The sequence below is a fragment of the Citricoccus sp. K5 genome (genome assembly GCF_902506195.1).
Classification (GTDB): Bacteria; Actinomycetota; Actinomycetes; order Actinomycetales; family Micrococcaceae; genus Citricoccus.
In genome coordinates this window covers 2,624,572-2,649,216 of sequence record NZ_LR732817.1, presented here as the reverse complement: position 1 = coordinate 2,649,216, position 24,645 = coordinate 2,624,572, and the positions used below count along the sequence as shown (strand labels likewise).

The following is a 24,645-nucleotide window of genomic DNA, read 5'->3' as shown; positions in this document are numbered from 1 at the left end:
GCGGGATTCCGACCCGGTCCGGGCTCGGGCCACTGGGGTGGAACCCCGCAACTGATCGCTCGACCCGGACGGCTCCACACCTCCCACGGAAGATTGTTGAACAATCGGTGTCGGTGGGGCATGCTGGGGTGACCAAGAAGAGAGACGGAGGTCACCACCGTGAACGCACAGGGCAGCACCGCACAGATGGACCTGAACAGTGACGTCGGCGAGTCCTTCGGCTCGTACACCCTGGGCGACGACGCCGCGATCTTCCGCTCGGTGTCCTCCGCGAACGTCGCCTGCGGCTTCCACGGCGGCGACCCGTCGGTCATCGCGCAGACCTGCCGGGACGCCGCGGCGGCGGGGATCACGGTCGGGGCGCACGTGGCGTACCGGGATCTGGCCGGCTTCGGCCGCCGGTTCCTGGACTGCTCGCCCACTGAACTGGCCGACGACGTCCTGTACCAGATCGGCGCCCTGGAGGCGATGGCCCATGCGGCCGGGACCGCTGTCCGGTACGTCAAGCCGCATGGCGCCCTCTACAACACGATCGTCCACCACAGCGTGCATGCCCGGGCCGTGGTGGATGCCGTCAAGGCCTACGATCCCGAGCTGCCGCTCCTCCTGCTGCCCGGGGCGGTGGCCGCCGAGATCGCCTCGGCCGAGGGGATGCGCGTGGTGACGGAGGCCTTCGCCGACCGCGCCTACACCCCGGAGGGAACCCTGGTCTCCCGCCGTGAGCCCGGCGCCGTCCTCCATGACGAGGAGCTGGTCGCCGAGCGCATGGTCCGGCTCGCCACCGAGGGAACGCTGACGGCGGTGGACGGCACCGAGATCCGGGTGGAGGCGGCCAGCATCTGCGTCCACAGTGACACCCCCGGGGCAGTGGCGATGGCGGCTGCCGTCCGGGCCGGTCTCGAGGGGGCCGGGGTGCGGATCGGCTCCTTCGCGTGAGCGGCACCGCACCCGGTGGCCACCTCGCGGAGCCGGGAACCAGCCCGCGCGGCATCCGATGGTCCGGCACCCGGGCCTTCCTCCTCGAGTGCCGGTCCCTGGCCGACGTCGTGGCGATGCACGCCCGCCTCACCTCCGAACCGCTGCCAGGGCAGGTCGAGGCGCTGGCCGCCGCCGAGACCCTGGCGCTGTCCTTCACTCATCGCGGGGCAGCCCAGTCCGCCGCGGAGGTCCTGCGCGCGTGGGGGCCTGTGGAGGGTCACGTCCAGGCGGGAGGTCTGGTGGAGATCGAGGTCGTCTACGACGGCGAGGACCTGGACGAGGTCGGCGAACTGACCGGTCTGGGCCGGGACGGGCTCATCCGCTGGCACACCGAGACCGCCTGGATCGGGGCTTTCGGTGGCTTCGCCCCCGGCTTCACCTACCTGGTGCCAGCGGACAACCCAGCGGACAACCCAGCGGACAACTCGGCGGACCACCCGGGGGATGGCCGCACCCTGGACATCCCCCGCCGCGACAGCCCCCGCACCACGGTCCCGGCCGGTTCGGTCGCCCTGGCCGGACGCTTCTCCGCCGTCTACCCCCGGTCCTCACCGGGCGGCTGGCAGTTGATCGGCCGCACCAACGCCACCCTGTGGGACCTGAACCGGTCCGCGCCCGCGCTGGTGGCCCCGGGGGACCGCGTCCGCTACCGTGCCGTCCGCGACCAGGCGCGCATCAGTGCGGGAGGAAACACGGACCCTGGTACGACGCCGGCCGGCACCGCGGCAACCGGCACCGGTCCCGCGGTGGTCATCGAACACCCCGGACTGCAGTCGCTCATCCAGGACCTGGGCCGACCGGGGCAGGGCGACCTCGGGGTCTCCGCCGCCGGTGCCGCAGACGCGGGCTCGGCCCGGCAGGCCAACCGGATCGTGGGCAACGCACCGGGGGCGGCCGTGATCGAGACGCTGCTCGGCGGACTGCGGCTGCGCGCACGCGGACACCAGGTCCTGGCGCTCGCCGGCGCCGAAGCTCCAGCGGTCATCACGGCCGTCGCCGGAGGACTGCCGGCCGACCGGGTCGTGGCCCGTCGGACACCCTTCGCCCTCTATGACGGGGAGGTCCTTGAGATCGGTGAGCCCACGGCCGGTCTGCGCACCTACGTGGCTGTGCGCGGAGGACTGGAGGCCAACGTGGTGCTGGGCAGTCGCTCGACGGACACCATGTCCGGACTCGGGCCCGCACCCCTGGTCGCCGGCACCGAGGTTCCGGTGGGCGCGAGAGCTGGGTATGCCGCCGTCGGGAGCGATGAACCGCCGTTGCGCCGCATGCCGCGGTCCGGGGCGACGACCGAGTTGCGTGTGGTTCCCGGACCCCGCGACGACTGGTTCGGCCCGGCCGGGCTGGACCGGCTGGCCGGCCAGGACTGGCACGTGACCGACCAGTCCAACCGCATCGGCGTACGGCTCGCAGTGTCCCCGGGCAGGACACCGGAGGCCGACAAGCCCCTGGAGCGGATCCAGGAGGGTGAATTGGCCAGTGAGGGAGCCGTGGCCGGCGCACTGCAGGTGCCGCCGTCCGGACTGCCCGTGCTGTTCCTGGCCGATCATCCCGTCACCGGCGGCTATCCCGTGGTCGGGGTCGTGGTCCCGGAGGACCTGACCCTGGCCGCGCAGCTGCCCCCCGGGGCGCGTGTCCGCTTCGTGCTGACCACCCTTTCCGCGACCACCCCGTCCGCGACCACTCCGCCTGAGACCACCCCGTCCGCGACCATCTTCTCCGAGACCGTCCCCGAGAGGACCGATCCATGAGCCCCCACCGAACCCTGACCAAGGTCCTGATCGCCAACCGCGGGGAGATCGCCGTGCGCGTGGCCCGCGCCTGCACGGATGCCGGACTCGCGTCCGTGGCCGTGTACTCGGATCCGGATGCGGACGCGATGCACGTGCACCGCGCGGACGAGGCCTACGCACTGGACGGCACCTCCGCCGCAGAGACCTACCTGGACATCGGCAGGCTGTTGGAGATCGCCCGGCGCTCCAGGGCCGATGCCGTGCACCCGGGCTACGGCTTCCTGTCCGAGAACGCGGACTTCGCCGAGGCCGTGATCGAGGCCGGACTGACCTGGATCGGCCCATCCCCGGCAGCGATCCGTGCCCTCGGGGACAAGGTCTCCGCCCGGAGGATCGCCGTCAACGCCGGGGCGCCCCTGGTCCCGGGAACCGATGGACCGGCGGAGGACGCCGCCCAGGTGCGGGCCTTCGCCGAGGAGCACGGCCTGCCCGTGGCCATCAAGGCCGCCTTCGGCGGTGGCGGCCGCGGCATGAAGATCGTGCACCGGATGGAGGACGTGGAGTCCGCCTTCGACTCCGCCGTGCGGGAGGCCGTGGCGGCCTTCGGCCGTGGTGAGTGCTTCGTGGAACGGTTCCTGGAGAAACCGCGGCACGTGGAGGCACAGGTGCTGGCGGATACCCACGGCACCGTGGTGGTGGTCGGCACCCGGGACTGCTCCCTGCAACGCCGGAACCAGAAGCTCGTGGAGGAGGCCCCCGCCCCGTTCCTGACGTCAGCGCAGCTCGACCGCATCCATGCCTCGGCGAAGGCCATCTGCCGCGAGGCCGGCTACACCGGCGCCGGCACGGTCGAGTACCTGGTCGCCCCGGACGGGCTGATCTCCTTCCTCGAGGTCAACACCCGTCTGCAGGTCGAGCACCCCGTCACCGAGGAGACCACCGGAGTGGACCTGGTCCGTGAGCAGTTCCGGATCGCCGCGGGGGAGCGGCTCTCCCTGAGCGAGGATCCGGCCCCGCGCGGACATGCCCTCGAGTTCCGGCTCAACGCCGAGGACCCGGCCCTGGGCTTCCTGCCCTCCCCGGGAACGGTCGAGGCCTTCGAGGCTCCCACCGGCGCAGGGATCCGCGTGGACACCGGTGTGCGCTCGGGATCCACCGTTCCGGCCGAGTACGACTCGCTGCTGGCCAAGCTCATCGTCTGGGGGGAGGACCGCCAGCAGGCCCTCCGGCGGGCACGGACCGCCTTGGACGAACTGGCCATCCGCGGCCTGCCGACCGTGGTCCCGTTCCACCAGGCCGTCCTGGACCACCCTGACTTCACGTCGCAAGACGGTCTCGGCGTCCACACGACCTGGATCGAGTCGGACTTCGCCGCCGACCTGGAGGCCTCTCCCTACCTGGCCGCCGCCACACCCGGGGCCGAACGCACCGGGATGACCGTCACCGTGGACGGCAGGGCCGTCAGTCTCGGCCTGCCCGCCGAACTGGTGCGTGCCCTGCGCAGCGGCGGCAACAGCGGTAACAGCGGAGGCAGCGGGGACACCGCCGGGACGGACGGTGGACCGGGACGCGCCTCGTCAGGGGAGCGGGCCGGCGTCGTCCCCGCCCCGATGAATGGCACCGTGGTGACGTGGCTCGTGGACGACGGGGCCGAGGTGAGCCCCGGGGAAGACCTGGTGGTGCTGGAGGCGATGAAGATGGAGACCGCCGTGCCGGCGCCGTCGGCCGGTGTCTTCTCCCGCGCCGGACTCGGCCCGGGCGACCCGGTGGAACGGGGACAGGAGCTGGGTCGCCTTGACTGAGCCCTCAGTGCCAGCCTCAACCCCAGCACACACGGCGCGTGCCGCGCACGCGCACACGGGGGCGTGGGCGGCGCAGGTCCTGCGAGCCAGGATCTCCCGCGGTGAGTTGTTGCCCGGGGCGAAGCTGGCGGAGCAGGGGCTCGCCGCCGACCTGGCCGTCTCCCGGAACACCCTGCGCGAGGCCTTCGGGACGTTGGCCGACGAACTGATCGTCGAACGGCTGCCCAATCGGGGGGTCTTCGTCGCCAAGCCGGATGCGGAGGACATCCGGGAGATTTATCGGATCCGCCGCATGATCGAGCCGGCCGCCCTGCTCTGGGGGGACCTGACCGCACCTGCGCTGGCCGAGCTGGACGAGATCGTCGGGCGCGCGCTCGCCGCCCTCGCGGCCGATGACGTCCCCGGCATGGCGGACGCGAACCAGCAGCTGCACGGGGTGATCGTGGCGATGGCCGGCTCGCCGACCCTGTCCACGGTCATGGACCGGACGCTGGCCCGGATGCGGCTGGTGTTCTACCGGATGTCCGATGCCCCCGATTTCCACTCCGGGTACGCCGAGCACAACCGTGACCTGGTTCGGATGCTGCGGGATGGCCGCCGCGAGGAGGCCGCCGTCGCCCTGCGGACGTATCTGGACACCGCCGAGGCGGAACTGTTGGACCACCTGGACCGCCGGGGGCTCTGAGGGCCCGGGTCAGGGCACCAGGTAGTCGGAGTCCCGCGCGTCGGTGATGAGCATGTGGCCGGGCGCGTGACCGATCGCCAGCGGGGGCCGCGACTCCATGACGGCCGCCTGCGGGGTCACGCCGCAGGCCCAGAAGACCGGGATGTGCTCGGCCGGGATCTCCACCGGGTCTCCGAAGTCCGGGCGGGACAGGTCCGTGATCCCGAGTTCGTGCGGTGACCCCACGTGTACGGGCGCCCCATGGACCGCGGGGTAGCGGGAGGTGATCCGGACGGCGTCAGCCACCTGGGACGCGGGGACCGGCCGCATCGAGACGACCAGCGGTCCGGCCAGGTTCCCGGCCGGGGTGCAGCGGGTCGAGGTGCGGTACATCGGCACGTTCACCCCCTGCTGCTGGTGGGCCACGGGCACCCCGCCGGCCACCAGTGCCGCCTCGAAGGTGAAGGAGCAGCCGACGATGAACGTCACGAGGTCGTCCCGCCACCAGTCGGTGATCTCGGTCGGCTCGGCCACCGGGACCCCGTCCTCGTAGACCACGTACCGCGGAACGTCCGTGCGGATGTCGCCGCCGGTCAGCAGGTCCGAGGTGACCTGGCCGGCGTCGAGCACGCCGAGCAGGGGCATGGGCTTGGGGTTGCGTTGGGCGAACAGCAGCAGGTCGAAGGCGTGGGACGCCGGAACGATGATCAGGTTGGCCTGGGCATACCCGGCGGAGATGCCCGACGTCGGCCGCACCAGCCCGGCGCGGAAGCGCGCCCGGGCCTCGGCGGGGGAGAGGGTGGACAGGTTCTCGCTCATACGGTTCAGGCTCCGGTCAGCAGGTCGATGGCGGGGGCGAAGGAGTAGACGGCCAGGAACACGGTCACCAGCCAGGCCATCACCCCGATGACGATGAGCCACACGGGGTACTTGTAGCCGCCCAGCAGGTCCCGCCGGCGCAGGGCGACCCACAGCAGCACGGCGAAGCCGATGGGCAGGATCAGACCGTTGAACGCCCCCGCGAAGACGAGCAGGGTCTGGGGTGCCTGGCCCAGGAAGGCGTAGATCACGGCGCAGACGGCGATGAAGGCCACGGTGAGCAGGTTGCGGCGGCGGGGGTTGCCGTCCGACCTGGTGATGAAGGAGACCGAGGTGTAGGACGCGCCGATCACCGAGGTGACCGAGGCGGCCCACAGGATCACACCGAACATCCGCAGCCCGATCTCGCCGGCAGCGTGCTGGAAGGCCTCGGCCGCCTGGTTGTCACTGGTCAGGGCCACGCCGCCGGCCACCACGCCGAGGATCGCCAGGAACAGCAGCACGCGCATGACACCGGTGACGACGATGCCGAGGATGGAGGTGCGGGTGATCTCCTTCACGGCCCCCGGGCCGCGGATGCCCGAATCGATCATGCGGTGGGCACCGGCGTAGGTGATGTAGCCGCCCACGGTGCCGCCCACCAGGGTGGTGATGACCAGGATGTCCACGGTCTCCGGCAGGACCGTGTTCTTCAGGGCCTCTCCGACGGGTGGCGCGGCGACGACGGCCACGTAGAGCATGAGCAGGATCATCACGGCACCGAGCATCACGACGATCCGGTCCAGGGCCATGCCGGCCCGCTTGGACAGGAAGATCAAGATGGCGACCACCGCGGAGACCAGGCCGCCGATCTTCGGGTCCAAGCCGAGCATGGCATTGGCCCCGAGGCCGGTACCGGCGATGTTGCCGATGTTGAAGACCAGGCCGCCGGCGAAGACCAGGGCCGCGAGCACCCAGCCGATGCCCGGCAAGACCTTGTTGCCGAGTTCCTGGGCACGCAGTCCGGAGATGCCGATGATGCGCCAGACGTTGAGCTGGACGGCGATGTCCACGAGGATCGAGATCAGGATGGCGAACGCGAAGGCGGCGCCGAGCTGGACGGTGAACGTGGTGGTCTGGGTGATGAAGCCCGGACCGATGGCGCTGGTCGCCATGAGGAACATGGCACCGAGCAGGGCCGTGCGCTGGGCGTTCCTCGGACGCCGTTTCCGAGCGGTCGGGGCGTTCGCGAGGGCAGGGTCCTGCATGGGTTCCTTCATGGGGTCCTTCCAGGGGCGCGTGATGCGGGTCACCGATCGAATCTGTGGGAACACTACAGGTTGTTCAACAATCATGACAATGCATTGTTCAACAATCAGCGAGAATCACCGGCGGGCGATCCGTGGATCACCGACGACCGGAGGGGCCCCCGGGAGGAGAATCGGGCGGGTCAGCGTGGGGCGGCTGTTGAAACGGACCGCTCCGCGGGAACAGACTGGCCGCATGGCCAAGAAGAATGCATCCAACGAATCCGACGCCCCGCAGATCAAGGACGAGGAGATGTACGAAGCCCTCCGCGAGGACGGGGCCAGCAAGGAGAAGGCGGCCCGGATCTCGAATGCCGCCGCCCGAGACAGCCGCTCCGAGGTGGGTGAGCGCGGCGGCGAGTCCGGTTCCTATGAGGACTGGACCGTCGAGGAGTTGAAGGACCGGGCCAAGGAGCTGGACCTCTCCGGCTACTCCGATCTCCGCAAGGAGGAACTGATCGAGAAGCTGCGCAACCACTAGTTCCGATCCGGCTGGTCCGTTCCGGTGAGCAGGTGCAGCAGCGCACGGTCCGGCTGACGGTCCAGGTCCATCACCCGTCCCCGCTCGAACAGGTCCACCACCCGGGGGTCCACGTATGACTCCCGGGCCACGGTGGGCGTGTTGTGGAGCAGGTCCGCCGCGGCCTGCACGGCGATCTTCACGGCCTCCGGGGACGTGACTCCAGCACGGTGCGAGCGGGCCAGGGACCGCGCCGCCGCCACCGTTCCCTGCCAGGTCCGGAAGTCCTTCGCGGTGAACTCCAACCCCGCCAGGTCGGTGAGATAGTCGTTCACATCCGCTGCCGTCACGCCCTTCCACTCCCGGCGCCGGCCGGACATGATCGGGTACGCCACCGCCGGTGCGGTGCGCGGGGTGGCCGGGATGCCGCCGAAGAAGTCCGCCAGGTCCGGGTCCTTCACCGTCACGTCCCACTCGCTGCCGGATTTGCCGCGGAACACCAGGTGCACGTGCGGGGCATGGACGTCCACATGCCGGCGCTGCAGGGTGGTCGCCCCGAAGGCCTCCAACTGCCCCGTGTGCTCGGAGCCGCCGATCCGCAGGGCCGCCCGGTCCATCAGTCGCACGGCGGCGGCCAGTGTCCGACGCCGGCCCGCCGCGTCCCCGTTCGCCCTCCCTCTCGCGGTGGTTCCGGCCGTGCCGGCGGGGCGCAGATCCCGGCTCACCTGGCGGCGAAGCGCGGGCAGAGCCTCGGCGAAGGACAGGGCGCGCTCGTACTTCTCGGCGTCCCGCCGCGCACGCCACTGGGGATGGTAGATGTACTGGGTCCGGCCGGCGTCGTCCACGCCCGTGGCCTGGATATGTGCCTGGGCGTCCGCGGCGATCCAGACGTCCGTCCACGCGGGCGGGACGACCAGGCCACGGAGACGTTCGAGGGTGGTGGCGTTGGTGATGCGGCGTCCGTTGGCGCCCCGGTAGCTGAACCCCGTGCCCGCCCGGTGCCGGGTGTAGCCCCCGGTGCCCGGCGTCGACCTCCGCAGCCGGGCCATCTCAGGCGCTCTTGCGGCGGCGGGAACCGGACTTCTCTCCGGACGTCGCGCTGGACTTCGCCGACGTGGCCGGCTTCTTGCCGGACTTCGCTGACTTGGCGGACTTGGCCGGCTTGGCCGGCTTGGCCGGCTTCTGGCCAGACTTGCCGGAGGCATCGGACCCACCGGACGAGCCAGACTTCTTGGCACCGGTCCTGTGACCACCCCGCTTCTTGTCCAGGGAGGCCTTCAAGGCCTGCATCAGGTCGATGACCTCGGCATCCTCGCCCTCAGACTCCTCCGTGACGTCGCCGAACGTGGCGGCGGTGTCCAGGGACTCGCCCTGCTCGAGTTTGGCGTCGACGAGCTTGTGCAACTCCACCTGATAGGTGTCCTCGAACTCCCCGGGCGTGAAATCCGAGGCGAACTGGTCCACCAGAGCCGCTGCCAGCTTCTTCTCCTTGGCGCCGATCTTGGCCCGGGACCGGGTCGCGGGAAAATCGACCTCCCGGACCTCGTCCGCCCAGTACATGGCCTGGAGCACCAGGACGTCGTCCTGGACACGCAATGCGCCCAGCCGGGTCTTCTGGCGCAGCGCGAACGTCACCACGGCGGTGCGGTCGGTGTCCCCCAGTGCCTGCCGCAGCAACAGGTAGGACTTCGGGGACTTGCCCTGAGGTTCCAAGAAGTAGCTCTTGCCGAACATGATGGGGTCGATCTGGTCCGAGGGGACGAACTGCACCACCTCGATCTCGTCGTTCTGCGCTTCCGGCAGCGAGGCGAAGTCCTCTTCGGTGAGGACCACGGTCTGCTCGCCGTCCTCGTAGGCCTTGTCGATGTGCTCATAGTCGATCTTCTTCCCGCACACCTCGCAGCGGCGCTGGTACCGGATCCGGCCGCCGTCGGCGTCGTGGACCTGGTGGAAGCTGATGTCATGCTTCTTCGCCGCCGAGTACGCCTTGACAGGGACGTTCACCAGGCCGAAGGTGATAGATCCAGACCAGATGGCTCTCATGGGCGTCAGCATAGGCCCTTGCCGGCAGGCAGGGGGAGGGGTGGCATGGCACGTTCCGCGCGGCAGACCTACACCGTCGGGGACCACCAACTCTCCGTCTCCAGCCTCGACAAGGTGCTCTACCCGGCCACCGGCACCACCAAGGCCGAGGTCATGCAGTACTTCCTCGCGGTGGCGGACGTGCTCATACCGCAGGTGGCCCAGCGCCCCCTCACGCGCAAGCGGTGGGTGGACGGCGTGGGTACGGCGGAGAAGCCCGGACAGGTGTTCTTCCGCAAGGACCTCGAGGACTCGGCGCCGTCCTGGATCCCGACCGGCAGGATCGCGCACTCCGACCACACCAACACCTATCCGCTGGCCAATGATCCGGCCGTGCTGGCGTGGTTCGCCCAGGTCGCGGCCCTGGAGCTGCACACGCCCCAGTGGCGTTTCGGGCGGAACGGGCAGCCACGCAACCCGGACCGCCTGGTGCTGGATCTGGATCCAGGGGAGGGAGTGGGGTTGGCAGACTGTGCCGAGGTGGCGCGCTGGTGCCGGGACATCCTGGCGGACATGGGCATGGAGTCCTTCCCCGTGACCTCGGGGTCCAAGGGCATCCACCTCTACGCCGCGCTGGACGGCCAGCACAATGCGGACGACATCAGCGCCGTGGCCCACGAGCTGGCCAAGGCGCTGGAGGCAGATCATCCGGGCGAGGTCATCTCCAGCATGCGCAAGGCCAGCCGCGCCGGCAAGGTGTTCGTGGACTGGAGCCAGAACAACGGGTCCAAGACCACGGTGGCTCCCTACTCGCTGCGTGGACGGGACCGTCCCTCGGTGGCCGCGCCGCGCACCTGGGCGGAACTGGAGGACCCGGACCTGAAGCATCTGGAGCTGGGCGAGGTGCTGGAGCGGGTCGCCGACGGCCAAGACCCGCTGGCGCCCCTCGGCTGGGTGCCGGACGGCCCAGGCAGCTCCGGCGGTCCGGACGAGGGCGACGCCGGCCGCTCGCCGGGTGCACGCGGCCGCAGCAAGGGTCCGGGCACCGGCGCCGCGAACGACCGCCTCGCGAAGTACCGGTCCATGCGGGATGCGAACAAGACGGCCGAACCAGTGCCGGCGGAGGCGCCCGTGGAACGGCAGCCCGGTGAGGGCGATCGGCCGACCTTCGTCATCCAGGAACACCACGCCCGGCGCCTGCACTGGGACTTCCGGCTCGAGCACTCCGGAGTGCTCGTGTCCTGGGCGGTGCCCAAGGGGCCACCCCTGGACACCGAGACCAACCGACTGGCCGTCCAGACCGAGGACCACCCCCTGGAATACGGCACCTTCGAGGGCACCATCGCGAAGGGCGAGTATGGCGCCGGGGAGGTCACCATCTGGGACGCCGGGACCATCGAGATCGAGAAGTGGCGTGAGGGCAAGGAGGTCATCGCCGTGCTGTCCGGGCGGCCGGACGGCGGCCTCGGCGGGGTGCCGCGGCGCTACGCCCTGATCAACGCCCCCGGCATGGGTGGGGAGGACAACTGGCTGCTCCACCTCATGCAGGACCAGCCGGAGGCGGACACCGCACAACCCGATTCGAAGACCACCGCTGAACCCACCGGGAAACGTGCCGAGAAACCCACCGCGAAACGTGCCGCGAAGGGTTCGGAGGACTCCGCGTTCACGGTGGCAGACCTGCCTTCTCCGATGCTGGCCACCTCCGGTCAGCCCGCCGACCTCACCGCGGATGAGGACTGGTCCTACGAGATGAAGTGGGACGGCTACCGCCTCCTGGCCGGGGTGACGCCGGAGCAGGTCGTCCTGGCCAGCCGCAACGGCAAGGACCTGACGGCCGACTATCCCTCCCTGCGGGAACTCACCGAGCTGCTCACTGGACCGGCGGAGGAGTGTGGCGGGGCGGTGCTCGACGGGGAGCTCGTGGCCCTGGACGGCCAGGGCCGGCCGGACTTCGGACTGCTCCAGGAGGTGAGCGGCCGCACCAGCCGGGGAACGCGGCGTGGGGGCAGATCCGGCCGGACCGCCCCGACTGGTCATACCGACCGGTCCGCCGCCGATTCGGAGGGGATCGAGTTGCGGTATCTGGTGTTCGACATCCTCCAGCTCGGGCCGCCGGGCGCCTCGGGGCGGCAGATCCGCTCCCTCCTGCGCACCCCCTATGGTGAGCGTCGAGAGGTGCTGGAGGCCGGCGTCGGGAACGGGGACGTGGTGTCCGTGCCCCCGGGATACCGCGGGACCCTTGCCCGCGCCCAGCAGGCCAGCCGCGATCTCGGGCTCGAGGGCGTGGTCGCCAAGAGGACGGACTCCGTGTATCTGCCGGGGCGGCGCGGCTCCGCGTGGATCAAGCTGAAGCTGCAACAGCACCAGGAGGTCGTGGTCATCGGGGCCCGGGAGGGCAAGGGTGGCCGCTCGGGCGGGATCGGCTCCCTGCTGGTGGCCGTGCCGGACGAGGCGGGTGACCTGCGGTACGCGGGGCGGGTGGGCACCGGATTCTCGGCGGCCCAGCTGGCGGATGCCGAATCCCGGTTGCGGCGCCTGCACCGCAAGACCCCGCCGGTGCCGGACGTGCCCGCCGAGGACCGTTCCGATGCCTGGTGGGTCACTCCATCACTGGTGGGCGAGGTGTCCCTGGCTGGACGGACCCGTTCCGGCCGGGTCCGTCAGGCCTCGTGGCGGGGCTGGCGTGAGGACAAGTCCCCTGACGAGGTGCGCTGGGAGATCCCGTGAGCCGCGCGGCGCACGGCCCCGAGCCGGCCGGCGAGCGGCACTCCCCGGCGCCGGCCGGTGAGGGCGCATCCCCGGAGGCGGCCCTCCGGCATGAGACGCCGGCGGAGAAGCTGGACCGCAACTGGAGCGACCTGCTCCAGGAGCTGCGGGTGATGCAGACCGGGACGCAGATCGTCACGGCGTTCCTGATGACGTTGCCGTTCCAGGCCCGGTTCGCCGAGGTGGCCAGCCATCTCCAGGGGTGGTACCTGGCGCTGCTGGTGACGGCGGTGCTGTTGACCGTCCTGATGCTGCTGCCCGTGGTGATCCACCGACGCTTCTTCGGCCGGCTCGTCAAGGACCGCACCGTGGCGCTCGGAGACCGCGTGGTGCGGATCTGCCTGGCCGGGATGGGGCTGCTGCTGGCCGGCTGCGTGGCGTTCATCGCCCACGTCCTGGTGGCCACGGACGTGGCCTGGTGGATCACCGGTGCCACCGCCCTCGTGATCGCGGTGCTGATGGGGGTGCTCCCGCCGCTGCTGCGCCCCGGGACGCCTCCAGAATCCCGAACTGATGACTGAGCCGGGAACCTCGCGTGCTCAGCCGGTGACGTACCGGTCGGTGACCGCCAGGGCCTGGTCCAGGATGTCCAGTCCGTGGCGCACCACCTCGTCCGGGGCGTTCAGGGGCGGGGCCACGTGGATGCGGTTCATGTTCTGGAACGGCAGGAGCCCCAGCCTCTTGCACTCGGCCACGAGCTCGTTCATCTCGGGGGAGGAACCGCCATAGGCGGCCATGGGCTCCTTGGTCTCACGGTTCTTCACCAGCTCCACGGCCCAGAAGGCGCCCAGGCCACGGACATCTCCCACGGAGGGGTGCGCTTCGAGGATCTCCCGCAGGCGCGGCCCGATGATCTCCTCGCCCAGCCGGGCCACGTTGGCCACCATGCCCTCGTCCTGCATCGCGTTCAACGTGGCCACGGCCGCGGCACACGCCAACGGGTGGCCGGAGTACGTCAGCCCGCCCGGGTAGGGCGTCTCGGCGAAGGTCTCGTAGACCGCGTCCGAGAGGGCGACCCCGCCGAGTGGCACGTAGCCGGAGTTCACGCCCTTGGCGAAGGCCAGCAGGTCCGGCTCCACACCCCAGTGGTTGACCGCGAACCATTCGCCGGTGCGGCCGAAGCCCACCATGACCTCGTCCGCGATGAACAGGATGCCGTACTTGCGGGTCAGCTCCCGCACCCCCTGCAGATATCCTGCCGGCGGCACGTAGATCCCAGCCGTGCCGGGGACGGACTCAAGGATCACCGCCGCGATCGACTGCGGCCCCTCGAGCAGGATGGTCTGCTCCAGATGCGCCAGTGCGCGCTCGGACTCCTCCTGCTCGGTGGTCGCATGGAAATAACTGCGGTACGGATAGGCGGGCATGAAATGGGCGACGCCGGCCGTCGCCTTGTCGACGGGATTCCGCCGGGGGTCGGCGGTCAGGGCGAAGGCCAGGTCCGTGCCTCCGTGGTACGCGCGGTAGGCGGACAGTACCTTGGGCCGGCCCGTGTGGACCCGGGCCATCCGCACGGCGTGCTCCACGGCGTCCGCTCCTGCGTTCGTGAAGAACACGTGGTTCAGGTCCCCGGGTGTCAGGTCCGCCACGAGCCGGGCCGCCTCGGACCGGGCGGCGTTGACGTGGGCAGGGTTGATGGTGGCGATGTCCGCGGCCTGCTCCTGGATGGCGGCCACGACCTTCGGGTGGGAGTGGCCGATGTTCGTGTTGATCAGCTGGCAGGAGAAGTCGATGAGACGGTGGCCCTGCCCGTCCCAGACATAGGGGCCCTCGGTCTTGACGATCGTCATGGGCGTGATGGACCGCTGGGCGCTCCACGAGTGGAACACATGCTCGCGGTCGAGGTCGTAGGCCTTGCGGCCGGCGGCCAGCAGGTCTTCGCTGATGGTCGGGTCAGGGGACACGGGCTGAATGGTCATCGACTCTCCTGGTACGGGCCGGCGGGCATCGTGGTGTGGCACATGGTGTGGCAATCCTGATGTGTCAGGGGACACTCCTGTCCACCAGCATGCCTGATCCACCGCGGCGGCGGGCGTGCGCGGGCCAATGCGACCACGTGCGGACCAGGGCGGACCAGTGCGGACCAGTTCGTACAGATGCCCGGTTCACGTGGCGTGATGCGCGCAGGGCTCGGCCCGCGGAATGGCACCATGGCATCATGGACCCCGTGAGAGATTCTGTTCAGGCGGCCCGGGACACGGAGTCCTCCGCAGAGACCGGCCTCGACGGCGTCCGTTGGCTGTCCGCCGCGGAACGCCGGGCCTGGCTCACCCTCGTGGCCACCCACATGCAGCTCATGCCGACCCTGGAGGCAGACCTGCAGGTGGAGGGCACTGTCAGCTTCTTCGAGTACCAGGTGCTGGCCATGCTCTCGGAGAGCGGCGAGGCGTTGCCGATGAGTGAGCTGGCCGCCCGCACGAACTCCTCCCTGTCACGGTTGTCCCATGTGGCCCGCAAGCTTGAAGGCCGTGGCCTGATGCGGCGCAGCCCCTCGAGCGAGGATGCGCGCGTCACGATGGCCGTCATCACGGACGAGGGGATGGCCGAGATCGTCCGCCTGGCCCCCCACCACGTGGCCAGCGTGCGCGCGCGGTTGCTGGACAGCCTGGATGACCGCGACCTGGCGGACCTGGGCCGGATCGGCTCCAAGATCCTCGCGCATCTGGACCCGGAGCACTGGGTCTTCCGGGATCCGGCGCTGGTGAATGACAAGCCCCGGCCCGCCTGACCGGTCTCGACCCGCCTGACTGCCTCGATGCGGCTGACCAGCGCCTGCCCGGCTGACCGGCGTCAGTTGTTTTTTTGTTGGCCGGTTTGAACGATGCGGGACTGTGCCCTAAGATGGAACGGCGTTAAGCCGCGTTGAGTTGTGGTGTGCCCGTGTTCCGCAGGGGTCGCCAGGACATCGGAAAACAACGTGCTTCCCGTAACCGGATCCCCGGCCAGCCTTCACCGGCGCCGCTGGGGACTCACCGTCTTCCCCCGCGATATAGGGCACTTCGGTTGGATCTCACCCAGCCTGGTTACCCCTTCGGAAAGTCGCAGTAAGAGCGCGGTGTCACAACTGGTGGCGGGACTCGTGGAGCGCCCGGTTCGTCCGGATGCTTCACAACGGGTTCCGCCCGTTCTTTTACTACTACTTGCAACGAGGAGTGATCATGGCAGCAAACTGCCAGGTAACCGGGGCTGGGCCAGGTTTCGGCCACAGCATTTCCCACTCGCACCGTCGCACCAAGCGCCGGTTCGACCCGAACATCCAGAAGAAGACCTACTGGGTTCCGTCCCTGCGCCGCAACGTGACGCTGACCCTGTCCGCCAAGGGCATCAAGACCATTGACGTGCGCGGTATCGACGCCGTCATCGCCGATCTGCTCGCCAAGGGAGTGAAGCTCTGACATGGCCAAGGACAAGGACGTACGTCCCATCATCAAGCTGAAGTCCACCGCCGGCACCGGGTACACCTATGTGACCCGCAAGAACCGCCGCAACACCCCGGACCGCATCGTGCTCAAGAAGTACGATCCGGTTGCACGCCAGCACGTCGAATTTCGAGAGGAGCGCTGAGGCATGGCCAAGAAATCCATGATTGCCAAGAATGAGCAGCGTAAGGTCATCGTTGCCCGCTATGCCGAGAAGCGCCTGGAGCTGAAGAAGACCCTGGTCGACCCGAACGCTTCCGATGACGCGCGCGAGGCCGCCCGCGTGGGCCTGCAGAAGCTTCCCCGCAACGCCTCCCCGGTGCGTGTCCGCAACCGCGATGCCATCGACGGCCGCCCGCGCGGTACCTTCCAGAAGTTCGGCATCTCCCGTGTCCGCTTCCGCGACATGGCCCACCGTGGCGAGCTGCCGGGCATCACCAAGTCGTCCTGGTGACGTCGATCCGGTGACAGCCCGCCGGCCTCTGGCCCGGTGACGGTGCCTTCCGGCGCCAAACACACCATCCGAAGGGGTGGCAGACCGTGAGGTCTGCCACCCCTTCGGCCGTTTTCGCCCTCGCTTTGCAGAACCGCGCCTCCTGACCAGCAGGGACCACCCCCGGAGGCTCCGAGCCGCGCTGGTCATGCCCCACAAGACGAAGGGCCCTCTCCTCTGCGGAGAGGGTCCTTTGCCGCCGGGAGGGGCCCTGGAGGCGGAAATTTGTGGGAATTCCCCCAGAATCCGCGTGTTTGCAGGCTTCCATGGCGTGTTTCCGCGCTTCCGGGTGGTAGCTTTCGAAGCACGTGCCCGGATCTGACCGGTTCGGGCCAACGGAAACCACCATCGAAGTCCAGGAGGACACATGGCTATGAACCGCAGTGAACTTGTCGCCGCCGCCGCCGAGAAGACCGGCAACTCCCAGGCCGCCGTGAACGGCGTGCTGGATGCCGTCTTCGAGATCTTCTCCGCCCAGGTCTCCAAGGGCGAGAAGGTCACCATCCCCGGCTGGCTCGCCGTCGAGCGCACCGACCGCGCTGCCCGCACCGGCCGCAACCCGCAGACCGGCGAGACCATCCAGATCCCGGCCGGCCACTCGGTCAAGATCTCCGCTGGCTCCAAGCTGAAGGCTGCAGCCACCGGCAAGTGATCCAGTACGGCCGCGGACGTGGCCCTCACGGGTCCCGCGACCGGCCATCGACGAAGGCGCTCCACACAGTGGGGCGCCTTCGTCGGTTAACCCCTCGACCCCGCGTGGCCGGCCTGCATCCCGGCCTCGCGGTTTTCTACACCCAGTAGAATCCGCGTAGCATAGAGGTCGGTCCAAGCGCTCGACGCCAGGGAGGTGCACGGTGGCCACACACCCTGCTCGCTACCCTGTGCCCAACCCCGCCCCCGTGCGTGGCCCCGCCCGGTTGCTGCGCGGCTGGGCGGCCGCCGTCGTCGCCACCCTCTGGGCCGCAGGATCGCACACCCTTGCGTCCGTCGCCTCACGCTCGGCTGATCTGCCCGCACACGGCCACGTCGCAGACCACCTGCACGACGCCGGGCCGGCACCGATCGTCTGGATCCTCACCCTCGCGCTGGCCGGCCCCCTCTGTACGGCCCTGGCCGGGCGCCGGCTGTCCTGGTGGCGCCTGGCCTCCGGGGTGAGTGCCAGCCAACTGCTCTTCCATTGGCTCTACTCCATCGCCGCCGTGCCCGCCGACGCCGGTGCCCTCGGCGAGCTGAGATCGGCTGCAGGCCATCTCGGCTCGGCAACCCATGCCGGCCATCTCGGCTCTGGCTCCCTGGCCGGTCTCTCGAGCCCTGCTGCCGCCGACGATGCCCTCAGCACGCCCTCCGCGGGGATGGTGCTCGCCCACGTGCTGGCCGCCGTCGGGACCGTGCTGGTCCTGCGCCGCGGGGAACTGCTCGCGGCGCGGATGGCGGAACTCGCCGTCGGGCTCGTCCTGCGGTCCCCAGGCGCCCGGCTGGCTCGGTGGGTCCCGACCGTCCCCGTCCGCCGGGTGGCCGTCCGCGCAGTCCGGGGGTCGCGTCGGCCTGATGAGGTGCTGCTGGCGACACAACGGCTGCGCGGTCCGCCGGAGTTCGCCCTGGCCGCCTGATCGCCCACTGATCCGCCGGCCGGGGAAGCTCCACCCTCCATCCGGCAGACCCCTGCCCGGTGCCGTGCCCGGCCCGGGCTGTGAAGGACACCATGAGCACTCACAGAACCACCACCCCTGCACGACCCCTGCGTACCTGGCGCGCCCGCGGCATCGGCGCCGGCACGGCGGCCCTCTCGGCCGCCGCGCTGCTCGCCTTGGCCACGGCCACCCCGGCGGCAGCGCATGACCAGCTGCTGTCCGCCACCCCGGAGGCCGGCACCGCCGTCCTCGAGGCCCCGGCCGAGATCGGCCTGGAATTCTCCGGGAACCTGACCACTGGCCAGGGCATCCAGAACCTCGTGACGGTCACGGACGAGGACGGCCACCAGTGGCAGGACGGAGAAGCCCAGGTCACTGGCCCGAGCCTCACCGCTGCCCTGTGCGAGGGCCTGCCCAACGGCGAATACACGGTGGACTACCGCGTCGTGTATTCAGACGGCCACTCCGAGGAGAAGGGGTACGAGTTCACCCTCGAGGACCCCTCCGCCCCCGAAGCGGCCGCCCCGGAGGACTGCGGGGTGCCGAACCCGGACGCACCGGCCTCATCAGAGACCACGCCGGGTGATGCCGGCACCGGCACCGGCGCGGATGCTACGGGTTCCGCGACCACGGCAGCCACGGCGACCACGGCGGCCACCGCCGAACCCGGCACCGCGGCCACCGACCCGGCGTCCGGCGAGGCCACCGCCGAGGACAGCCAGGCACCCTCCGGCCCCGTTGCGGGCTGGGTCTGGCCTGCGGCCATCGGTGGCGTCCTCGTCGTCGTGGTCGCCATGCTGATGGTGTTCCGCAAGGCCAGGGCCATCGGCACCGGCTCCGCGGGCCGTCAAGGCGGTACCGGCAACGGCACCGACGGAACCGACGGTATCGATGGCGAGGACGGTACCAACGGTCCTGACGGAGGATCGAACGACTCGGGGGCCAGCGACCGCTGATCTGTCACGGCACCGCACCGGGGGGCCCGGGGCACCTCCGCCCCGGGCCCCCACCGGCAGGAACCACCTGCGAGAGAATGGATACTGTGAAATCTTCCCCAACCGTTGAGCGGGGCACCTCCGCACCGGTGTGGCTATGGCCCGTGGCCGGAGTCGTCGGCGCGGTCAGCCTGGTGCTGGCCGCCGCCTGGACGGGCATCCTGGCCGTGGACCAGCTCTCCGACCCCGGGGCCCTGACCCGTTGGGGACTGCCGGTGGCCGAGATGGTCAACAACCTGGCCATGCCCACCGCGGTCGGCGCGCTGATCTTCGCCTGTGCCATCATGCCGCCCACCCGGGGCCAGCGCGCCCACAGTGGGCAGGGCGGCGAACATCCGGCCTTCACCCGGCTGATGCAGGTGGCCACCGCGGCCTCCGTGGTCTGGACGCTGTCCGCCCTCGCCGTTCTCGTGTTGTCCTACTCGGACCTCGCCGGCATGCCGCTGGACCCCAGCGCGTCGTTCACCTCCGGCCTCGTCGGCTACCTGCAGGACATCTCGGTGGGCCAGGCTTGGACCGTGGTGACGGTCCTGGCCGCCGTCATCACCTCGCTGACCCTGGCCGTCCGCTCCACGGTCGGCCTGGCCTGGACCGCCCTGCTCGGCCTGGTCGGCATCGTGCCCCTGGCCCTGATCGGCCACTCGGCCTCCGGGGATGACCACAACGGGGCCGTCAACTCGATCGGTCTGCACCTGCTCGGGGTGGTCGTCTGGATCGGCGGGCTGATCGTCCTGGCCCTGGTCTCCCCGAAGCTGCACGGTCCGGACGGCGCCAGCGGCAAGCCCTCCGCCCACCGGCAGGGCCCTGAACCGCTGATCTACACCGTGGTCAGCCGCTACTCGCTCCTGGCCGGGTTGGGACTGGCCACCGTGGTCCTGTCCGGAGTGGTCAACGCCGCCATCCGCATGAACACGCTGGAGCAGCTCGCCAGTCCCTATGGCGTGCTGGTGCTGGCCAAGCTCGTGGGCTCCGTGCTGCTCGGCCTGATCGGCCTGATGCACCGGCTGTGGGTCATCCCGCGGCTGGCCACCGGCACCACCGCCCCGCCGCCGGCCGCCAAGCGCCTGCTCTGGCAGCTGATCGCGGTGGAGGCGGCCATCATGGCGGCGATCATGGGACTCGCCACCGTCCTCTCCCGCACTTCTCCGCCTGTCCCCGAGGAGATCGCCCCGGATGCCTCTCCGGCCCGCATCCTCACGGGCTACGACCTGCCCCCGGAACTGACCTTCCAGACCTGGTTCACGCAGTGGCGCTTCGACTGGCTGTGGGTCGCCATCATCGCGTTCCTGGTGCTCTGGTACGTACGCGCCACCATCCGGCTGCACCGCCGCGGTGACCGCTGGCCCGTACTGCGCACGATCTCCTTCGTGGCCGGCCTGACCATCCTGTTCTGGGTGACCTCCGGCTCCCCGGCGATCTACGGCCAGGTGCTGTTCAGTGCCCACATGGTGGCCCACATGACGCTGACCATGATCTCGCCGATGTTCCTGGTGCTCGGTGCCCCCGTCACCCTGGCCCTGCGCTCCCTGCCCAGCCGCACGGACGGCACCCGCGGTCCTCGCGAGTGGATCCTGTGGATCGTGCACTCGCCCTTCGGCCGGTTCATCACCAACCCGGTGGTGGCCGCCGTGAACTTCGCCGGTTCGATCCTGGTGTTCTACTACACGCCGTTCTTCGGCTTCTCGCTCCAGGAGCACCTCGGGCACGAGTTCATGAACGTGCACTTCCTGCTGACCGGTTACATCTTCGCCTCGGTGATGATCGGGATCGATCCGTTGCCGCGCAAGGCGCTCTACCCGCTCCGCTTGGTGATCCTGCTGGCCACCATGGCGTTCCACGCGTTCATCGGCGTGGCCATGACCTCCTCCGAATCCCTCCTCCAGGCCTCATGGTTCGGTTCCACGGGACGCGACTGGGGGCCCTCCGCCATCGCCGACCAGCAGATCGGCGGCGCCGTGATGTGGGGGATCGGCGAGGTGCCCACGGTGCTCATGGCCGTGGCGGTGGCCGTGATGTGGTCTCGCACGGACGCCAAGGAGACCAAGCGGCTGGACCGCAAGGCCGACCTCAACGACGAGGCCGAACTCAAGGCCTGGAACCGCATGTACCAAGAACTTGCCGACAACGAGGAGCCCCGCCGATGACCACGCGTTCCCCCCGCCAGACCCCGGTCATCCGGCCCATCCTCGGCTCCCGCCGGCTGCACCGCCCGGGTGCTCGGATAGCCGCCCTGGGCCTGGCCGGGATGCTCGTCCTCGCCGGTTGTTCGGGCGGTGTCAGTGACCAGGAGGGGAACGACGCCGGCGTCCCCGCCAACCCGCACGGGATCACCTCGGAGAATCCGTCCGGTAGCGCCATGCCCACCGCTGGTGCCGACGCCCAGAACGGAGATGGAGCGGAAGGCGGGGCTGGCGCGGACGGTGGGTCGCCGACGTCGGGCACGGCTTCCACCGACCCTTCGGAGACCGAGGCCGCCGACGCGCGGGCCGACCAGGCCGCGGTGGGGGCCGCCGCCGAGCGGGCCGCCAGCTTCGGCTTCACCAACCAGGTCTCCGCCACGGACACCGAGATCGCCGCCACGCGCGAGGACGCGCGATTGCGGCAGACGAACTCCTCCGGCACCACGGTGGAGCCGGCCAGCTGCAAGTCCCCCCTGACGGCGGTGGACTGGTCGCCCATCCTGATGCCCGGGGCGGACGCCTCCCGCCTGGACTTCGGTTCTGAGACGTTCGCCGGGACGGGCACCGTGGAGGTCGCCTCCCTCGAGGACGCCGGCGTGGTGGAGGACCACCTGGCCAACGTCGAGCGGCTCGTGGCGGACTGTCCTGAGCTGACGATGACCGTCACGGACTCCAACCTCCAGCAGTCCACGTTCGACTTCACCGCCCGGACCTCCGCATCGGAGGGAGAAGGAGTGGATTCCGGCCTGGTGTGGACCCGCACCCCGGCAGGCGGGGGCGCGGAGACCACGGCCCACGTGCTGATCGGACAGACGGCCGGGCACGTGGTCATGGTCTCCTTTATCGGCGACTCGGAGGTGGCAGGCGAGGAGTTCACCGCCATCGCCGAGCAGATCCTGGCCGCCGCCGAGGGGGCGCTCTGAACCTCACGGAGGTTCACACGGGTTCAGCGGGGTTCAGGCGGGGTGCACAGGGGTGCACAGGGGTTCACGTCGGGCCGGGGGTGCTGCCAGGATGGCCGCAGGCAGCGACTCACCAGCAATCCGAAGGAGCACACCGTGAGCGAGACCCAGCCACAACCCGATGACAGCTTTCGGGACACGGAGACCAACGAGCTCGATGAGCGGGGGACCTACCAGCCCCAGCAAGGCGTGAGCGGTGCTGCCAACCAGCCGGGGAAGCCGGCAGAGGAGGACGCGGACACATACTCCGAGGAGCAGGCAGAGTCCGCGAACCCGGACCCGGAGGAGGAGAACGTCACCGGTCTGGACCGCGGTGGAAGCGTGCCGCCGGGGGAGACGCCGCCTGCCGACGGCCAGATGAGCCGGGACCAGGGTCACGAGGAGTAGCGCGGCGGGCTACGTGCCGGACGGCTCCGGGGCGGACCGCCTGTCCACGTGCCACGGCCCCGTGGACACGAGCGCCAGGCAGGCGATGCAGAGGACCGCCACCGCGGCCAGGGACACGGGGTAGGGAGAAACCGGCAGCAACGCGGCCAACAGGGTCGGCAGCAGGAAACCCGAATAGGCCAGGGCGTAGAAGATGCCGGTCAGGCCGGCGAGGTCTTGCGGCGTGGCGATGGCCTGGACGTGGGCCAGCCCGGCGACCACGGTGGTGCCGTAGGCCACGCCGAGCACCACGGCCACGGCCAGGGCGAAGACCGGGTCGCGGAGCAGCCCTGCCACCACGGCCAGCACCATCCCCAGGACCATGAGGGCGAGCCCGAGGGACAGGGCGCGGCCGCGAGTGCGCCGGTCGATGCGGGCCACGAAGGGCTGGACGGCGGCGCCGGAACCGAGCGTGAGGACGGTCATCACCGTGGCATACAGAATCGCCCAGTCGCCGAGGCCGGGCCCCACCATGGCCGGCATGATCGCATAGGCCACCCCCGCGGCCGCGAAGACCCAGGGCGCCGCCGGCAGGACGAGCCGGGTGAACCGGTGGTGACCGACCGAGGGAACGCGAAGGTCCTGCCACCACGGCCGGGTGGCCTGCTGCCGGCGGCCGACCGTCTCCGGTGCCGACAGCAGCGGGAGAACGGATCCGGCCATGAGTGCCAGGTGGACGGCATAGGGCAGTTGTGCCGGGGCCGGGGCCCATTGCGCCAATGAACCGGTGACGCCCGCCCCGAGCGCGAATCCCAGCGTCAGGGTGAGTGAGGGACGGCGCGACCCCGCTCCGTCCGGGGCCTGGGCGTCATGCGGCGGTGCGGACAGTTCCTTGATCCAGGAGGCGCCGACGGACATGGCCACGCCCACGCCGATGCCGGCGAGGGCCCGGCCGAGGCACAGCAGGGTCATCGAGTGGAGCCCCAGGCCCAGGAGGACGCTGCCAGCGGTGCCGGCGGCCACCCCGGCCAGCATCACGCGGCGCCGGCCGTGCCGGTCGGACAGGGCGGCGGCCACGAGCAGCCCTGGGACCAGGCCGAAGACATACATGCCCAGCAGGAGATTCGCCTGCCACGGCGAGTAGTTGCCGAGCTCCTCGTAGAGGTGCAGCAGGGGCGTGAAGTGGTTGCCTCCCCAGGCCAGCAGGAACACCGCCGGTGCCACCCGGAGCCATGGAGCCCGGTGGCGGGGTTCCGTCACGGCGTAGGGCGCCCGGCTCACCGGTGGGCCTCCGGGAAGTGGGCGGCGCGGATGTGGCGGCGCACGGCTGCTTCGAAGGCGGTGGGATCACCGGCCTCGATGGGTCGGAGCAGGTCCTCGTGTTCGCCGTGGTATCGGCGGGCGGCATCGAGATCCCCGCTGGCGGCCTGGTAGGTCAGCCGAGCGAAACGCGGCCCCAGGGCGGCCGCCAGCTCGGCGACCACACGGTTGCCGCCGGACTCGATGATCCGCAGGTGGAAACCGAAGTCCGCCTCGGCGAAGAGCAGGACGTCACCGGCGTCGAGGGCGGTCCGCTGGTCATCCAGGCTGGCTCGCAAGGCGGCCACCAGTTCGGAGCGCGCGGAGGCAGACGGTGCGAGCAGCTCAACGCTGCGGACCTCCCACATGGCGCGGAGGTCCAGCAGATCGCGACGCTCGCCTCCCGATACTGCCGTGACGATGCCGCCCTTCTTCGGGGCGAGCCGCACCAGTCCCCACGACTGCAGGTGCAGCATGGCTTCCCGGGCCGGCGTCCGGCTGGCGCCGGCAGCCTCGGCCAAGTGGGCTTCCGTGAGCAACTCGCCGGGCTCGTGCCGGCCCTCCACGATGCGTTGGGCGGTCAAGGCGGCCATGCGGAGGGCCACAGAGCGGGGCAAGGGGTCGTGCCAGGGGAGCAGGATGCGTTCGGTCACGAACTCAGCGTACATCTTGCATGCATTGATGCATTCATTAGATGGACGCGCAACGGGCCGGGGAATGGTGACGGCGCCCGGCGTCGTTGTCCTTGTATGACGCCACCAAGTGGC

At 70.3% G+C, this 24,645-nt stretch carries 24 protein-coding genes; 17 read left to right on the top strand and 7 right to left on the bottom strand.

Annotation, left to right across the window (positions count from 1 at the left end; translation table 11 throughout):
• The first annotated feature begins 186 nt into the window (after positions 1–186).
• Genes BOSE125_RS11865 through BOSE125_RS11850 form a run of 4 tightly spaced genes read left to right on the top strand, consistent with a single transcriptional unit; the run spans position 187 to position 5,198 of the window.
• Positions 187–936, top strand: coding sequence for a LamB/YcsF family protein (locus tag BOSE125_RS11865; protein ID WP_159555119.1), 750 nt, complete (start codon positions 187–189; stop codon positions 934–936).
• Complete coding sequence (locus BOSE125_RS11860) at positions 933–2,729, top strand: carboxyltransferase domain-containing protein (protein ID WP_159552777.1); 1,797 nt, start codon at positions 933–935, stop codon at positions 2,727–2,729. The genes BOSE125_RS11865 and BOSE125_RS11860 overlap by 4 nt, the downstream gene beginning before the upstream one ends.
• Positions 2,726–4,513 carry a biotin carboxylase N-terminal domain-containing protein gene (locus BOSE125_RS11855; protein WP_159552775.1) on the top strand — a complete coding sequence of 596 codons (1,788 nt, stop codon included), beginning with the start codon at positions 2,726–2,728 and terminating at the stop codon, positions 4,511–4,513. Before BOSE125_RS11860 ends, BOSE125_RS11855 begins: the two co-directional genes overlap by 4 nt.
• Positions 4,506–5,198 (top strand): GntR family transcriptional regulator, encoded by a 693-nt coding sequence (locus tag BOSE125_RS11850; RefSeq protein WP_159552773.1) that lies wholly within the window; start codon positions 4,506–4,508, stop codon positions 5,196–5,198. Before BOSE125_RS11855 ends, BOSE125_RS11850 begins: the two co-directional genes overlap by 8 nt.
• Before the next feature lie 9 nt (positions 5,199–5,207).
• On the opposite strand, the gene BOSE125_RS11845 is transcribed toward BOSE125_RS11850, so the two are convergent.
• Positions 5,208–5,996 carry a putative hydro-lyase gene (locus tag BOSE125_RS11845; RefSeq protein ID WP_159552771.1) on the bottom strand — a complete coding sequence of 263 codons (789 nt, stop codon included), beginning with the start codon at positions 5,994–5,996 and terminating at the stop codon, positions 5,208–5,210.
• Positions 5,997–6,001: 5 nt separating this feature from the next.
• The gene (locus tag BOSE125_RS11840; protein ID WP_236558185.1) at positions 6,002–7,243 is read right to left on the bottom strand and encodes an NRAMP family divalent metal transporter; all 1,242 of its coding nucleotides are present in this window, start codon (positions 7,241–7,243) and stop codon (positions 6,002–6,004) included.
• Between the two features lie 235 nt (positions 7,244–7,478).
• On the opposite strand from BOSE125_RS11840, the gene BOSE125_RS11835 reads away from it, so the two are divergent.
• Positions 7,479–7,763: a Rho termination factor N-terminal domain-containing protein gene (locus BOSE125_RS11835; RefSeq protein WP_159552767.1), complete on the top strand. Its 285-nt coding sequence runs from the start codon at positions 7,479–7,481 to the stop codon at positions 7,761–7,763.
• Here the strand turns inward: BOSE125_RS11835 and BOSE125_RS11830 are convergent.
• Positions 7,760–8,791 carry a DNA topoisomerase IB gene (locus tag BOSE125_RS11830; protein WP_159552765.1) on the bottom strand — a complete coding sequence of 344 codons (1,032 nt, stop codon included), beginning with the start codon at positions 8,789–8,791 and terminating at the stop codon, positions 7,760–7,762. The two genes, BOSE125_RS11835 and BOSE125_RS11830, sit on opposite strands and share 4 nt — an antisense overlap.
• A 1-nt stretch (position 8,792) precedes the next feature.
• Positions 8,793–9,785: a Ku protein gene (locus tag BOSE125_RS11825; protein ID WP_159552763.1), complete on the bottom strand. Its 993-nt coding sequence runs from the start codon at positions 9,783–9,785 to the stop codon at positions 8,793–8,795.
• A 45-nt stretch (positions 9,786–9,830) separates the two neighbouring features.
• On the opposite strand from BOSE125_RS11825, the gene BOSE125_RS11820 reads away from it, so the two are divergent.
• Both BOSE125_RS11820 and BOSE125_RS11815 read left to right on the top strand, forming a co-directional pair.
• Positions 9,831–12,494, top strand: coding sequence for an ATP-dependent DNA ligase (locus tag BOSE125_RS11820; protein WP_159552761.1), 2,664 nt, complete (start codon positions 9,831–9,833; stop codon positions 12,492–12,494).
• Positions 12,491–13,054, top strand: coding sequence for a DUF6328 family protein (locus tag BOSE125_RS11815; protein WP_159552759.1), 564 nt, complete (start codon positions 12,491–12,493; stop codon positions 13,052–13,054). The genes BOSE125_RS11820 and BOSE125_RS11815 overlap by 4 nt, the downstream gene beginning before the upstream one ends.
• 18 nt (positions 13,055–13,072) lie before the next feature.
• On the opposite strand, the gene BOSE125_RS11810 is transcribed toward BOSE125_RS11815, so the two are convergent.
• On the bottom strand, positions 13,073–14,452 hold the full coding sequence (locus tag BOSE125_RS11810; protein ID WP_159552757.1) for an aspartate aminotransferase family protein: 1,380 nt from the start codon (positions 14,450–14,452) through the stop codon (positions 13,073–13,075).
• A 320-nt stretch (positions 14,453–14,772) separates the two neighbouring features.
• Between BOSE125_RS11810 and BOSE125_RS11805 the strand changes: the two genes are divergently transcribed.
• The 10 genes from BOSE125_RS11805 (at position 14,773) to BOSE125_RS11760 (ending at position 22,600) form a co-directional block, all read left to right on the top strand.
• Positions 14,773–15,261, top strand: a complete 489-nt coding sequence (locus BOSE125_RS11805) for a MarR family winged helix-turn-helix transcriptional regulator (protein WP_371300782.1) — start codon at positions 14,773–14,775, stop codon at positions 15,259–15,261.
• A gap of 430 nt (positions 15,262–15,691) precedes the next feature.
• Complete coding sequence (gene rpmB / locus BOSE125_RS11800) at positions 15,692–15,928, top strand: 50S ribosomal protein L28 (RefSeq protein WP_115932101.1); 237 nt, start codon at positions 15,692–15,694, stop codon at positions 15,926–15,928.
• Position 15,929: 1 nt separating this feature from the next.
• A complete protein-coding gene (rpmG, locus tag BOSE125_RS11795; RefSeq protein WP_159552753.1) occupies positions 15,930–16,097 on the top strand; it encodes a 50S ribosomal protein L33 in 168 nt (55 codons plus the stop codon).
• A 3-nt stretch (positions 16,098–16,100) separates the two neighbouring features.
• Positions 16,101–16,406 (top strand): 30S ribosomal protein S14, encoded by a 306-nt coding sequence (gene rpsN, locus BOSE125_RS11790; protein ID WP_159552751.1) that lies wholly within the window; start codon positions 16,101–16,103, stop codon positions 16,404–16,406.
• Positions 16,407–16,812: 406 nt separating this feature from the next.
• Positions 16,813–17,097 (top strand): HU family DNA-binding protein, encoded by a 285-nt coding sequence (locus tag BOSE125_RS11785; RefSeq protein ID WP_115932098.1) that lies wholly within the window; start codon positions 16,813–16,815, stop codon positions 17,095–17,097.
• Between the two features lie 202 nt (positions 17,098–17,299).
• Complete coding sequence (locus BOSE125_RS11780; protein WP_159552749.1) at positions 17,300–18,055, top strand: hypothetical protein; 756 nt, start codon at positions 17,300–17,302, stop codon at positions 18,053–18,055.
• A gap of 92 nt (positions 18,056–18,147) precedes the next feature.
• Entirely contained in the window at positions 18,148–19,032 is an 885-nt protein-coding gene (locus BOSE125_RS11775; protein ID WP_159552747.1) for a copper resistance CopC family protein, read from the top strand.
• A 77-nt stretch (positions 19,033–19,109) separates the two neighbouring features.
• Positions 19,110–21,215, top strand: a complete 2,106-nt coding sequence (locus BOSE125_RS11770; RefSeq protein ID WP_159552745.1) for a cytochrome c oxidase assembly protein — start codon at positions 19,110–19,112, stop codon at positions 21,213–21,215.
• Positions 21,212–22,174: a hypothetical protein gene (locus BOSE125_RS11765; protein WP_159552744.1), complete on the top strand. Its 963-nt coding sequence runs from the start codon at positions 21,212–21,214 to the stop codon at positions 22,172–22,174. Before BOSE125_RS11770 ends, BOSE125_RS11765 begins: the two co-directional genes overlap by 4 nt.
• Positions 22,175–22,402: 228 nt before the next feature.
• A complete protein-coding gene (locus tag BOSE125_RS11760; RefSeq protein WP_236558184.1) occupies positions 22,403–22,600 on the top strand; it encodes a DUF6480 family protein in 198 nt (65 codons plus the stop codon).
• Positions 22,601–22,609: 9 nt separating this feature from the next.
• Here the strand turns inward: BOSE125_RS11760 and BOSE125_RS11755 are convergent, their stop codons facing one another.
• Both BOSE125_RS11755 and BOSE125_RS11750 read right to left on the bottom strand, forming a co-directional pair.
• A complete protein-coding gene (locus tag BOSE125_RS11755; RefSeq protein ID WP_236557949.1) occupies positions 22,610–23,860 on the bottom strand; it encodes an MFS transporter in 1,251 nt (416 codons plus the stop codon).
• The gene (locus BOSE125_RS11750; RefSeq protein ID WP_159552740.1) at positions 23,857–24,531 is read right to left on the bottom strand and encodes a GntR family transcriptional regulator; all 675 of its coding nucleotides are present in this window, start codon (positions 24,529–24,531) and stop codon (positions 23,857–23,859) included. Before BOSE125_RS11750 ends, BOSE125_RS11755 begins: the two co-directional genes overlap by 4 nt.
• Positions 24,532–24,645 lie beyond the last annotated feature (114 nt).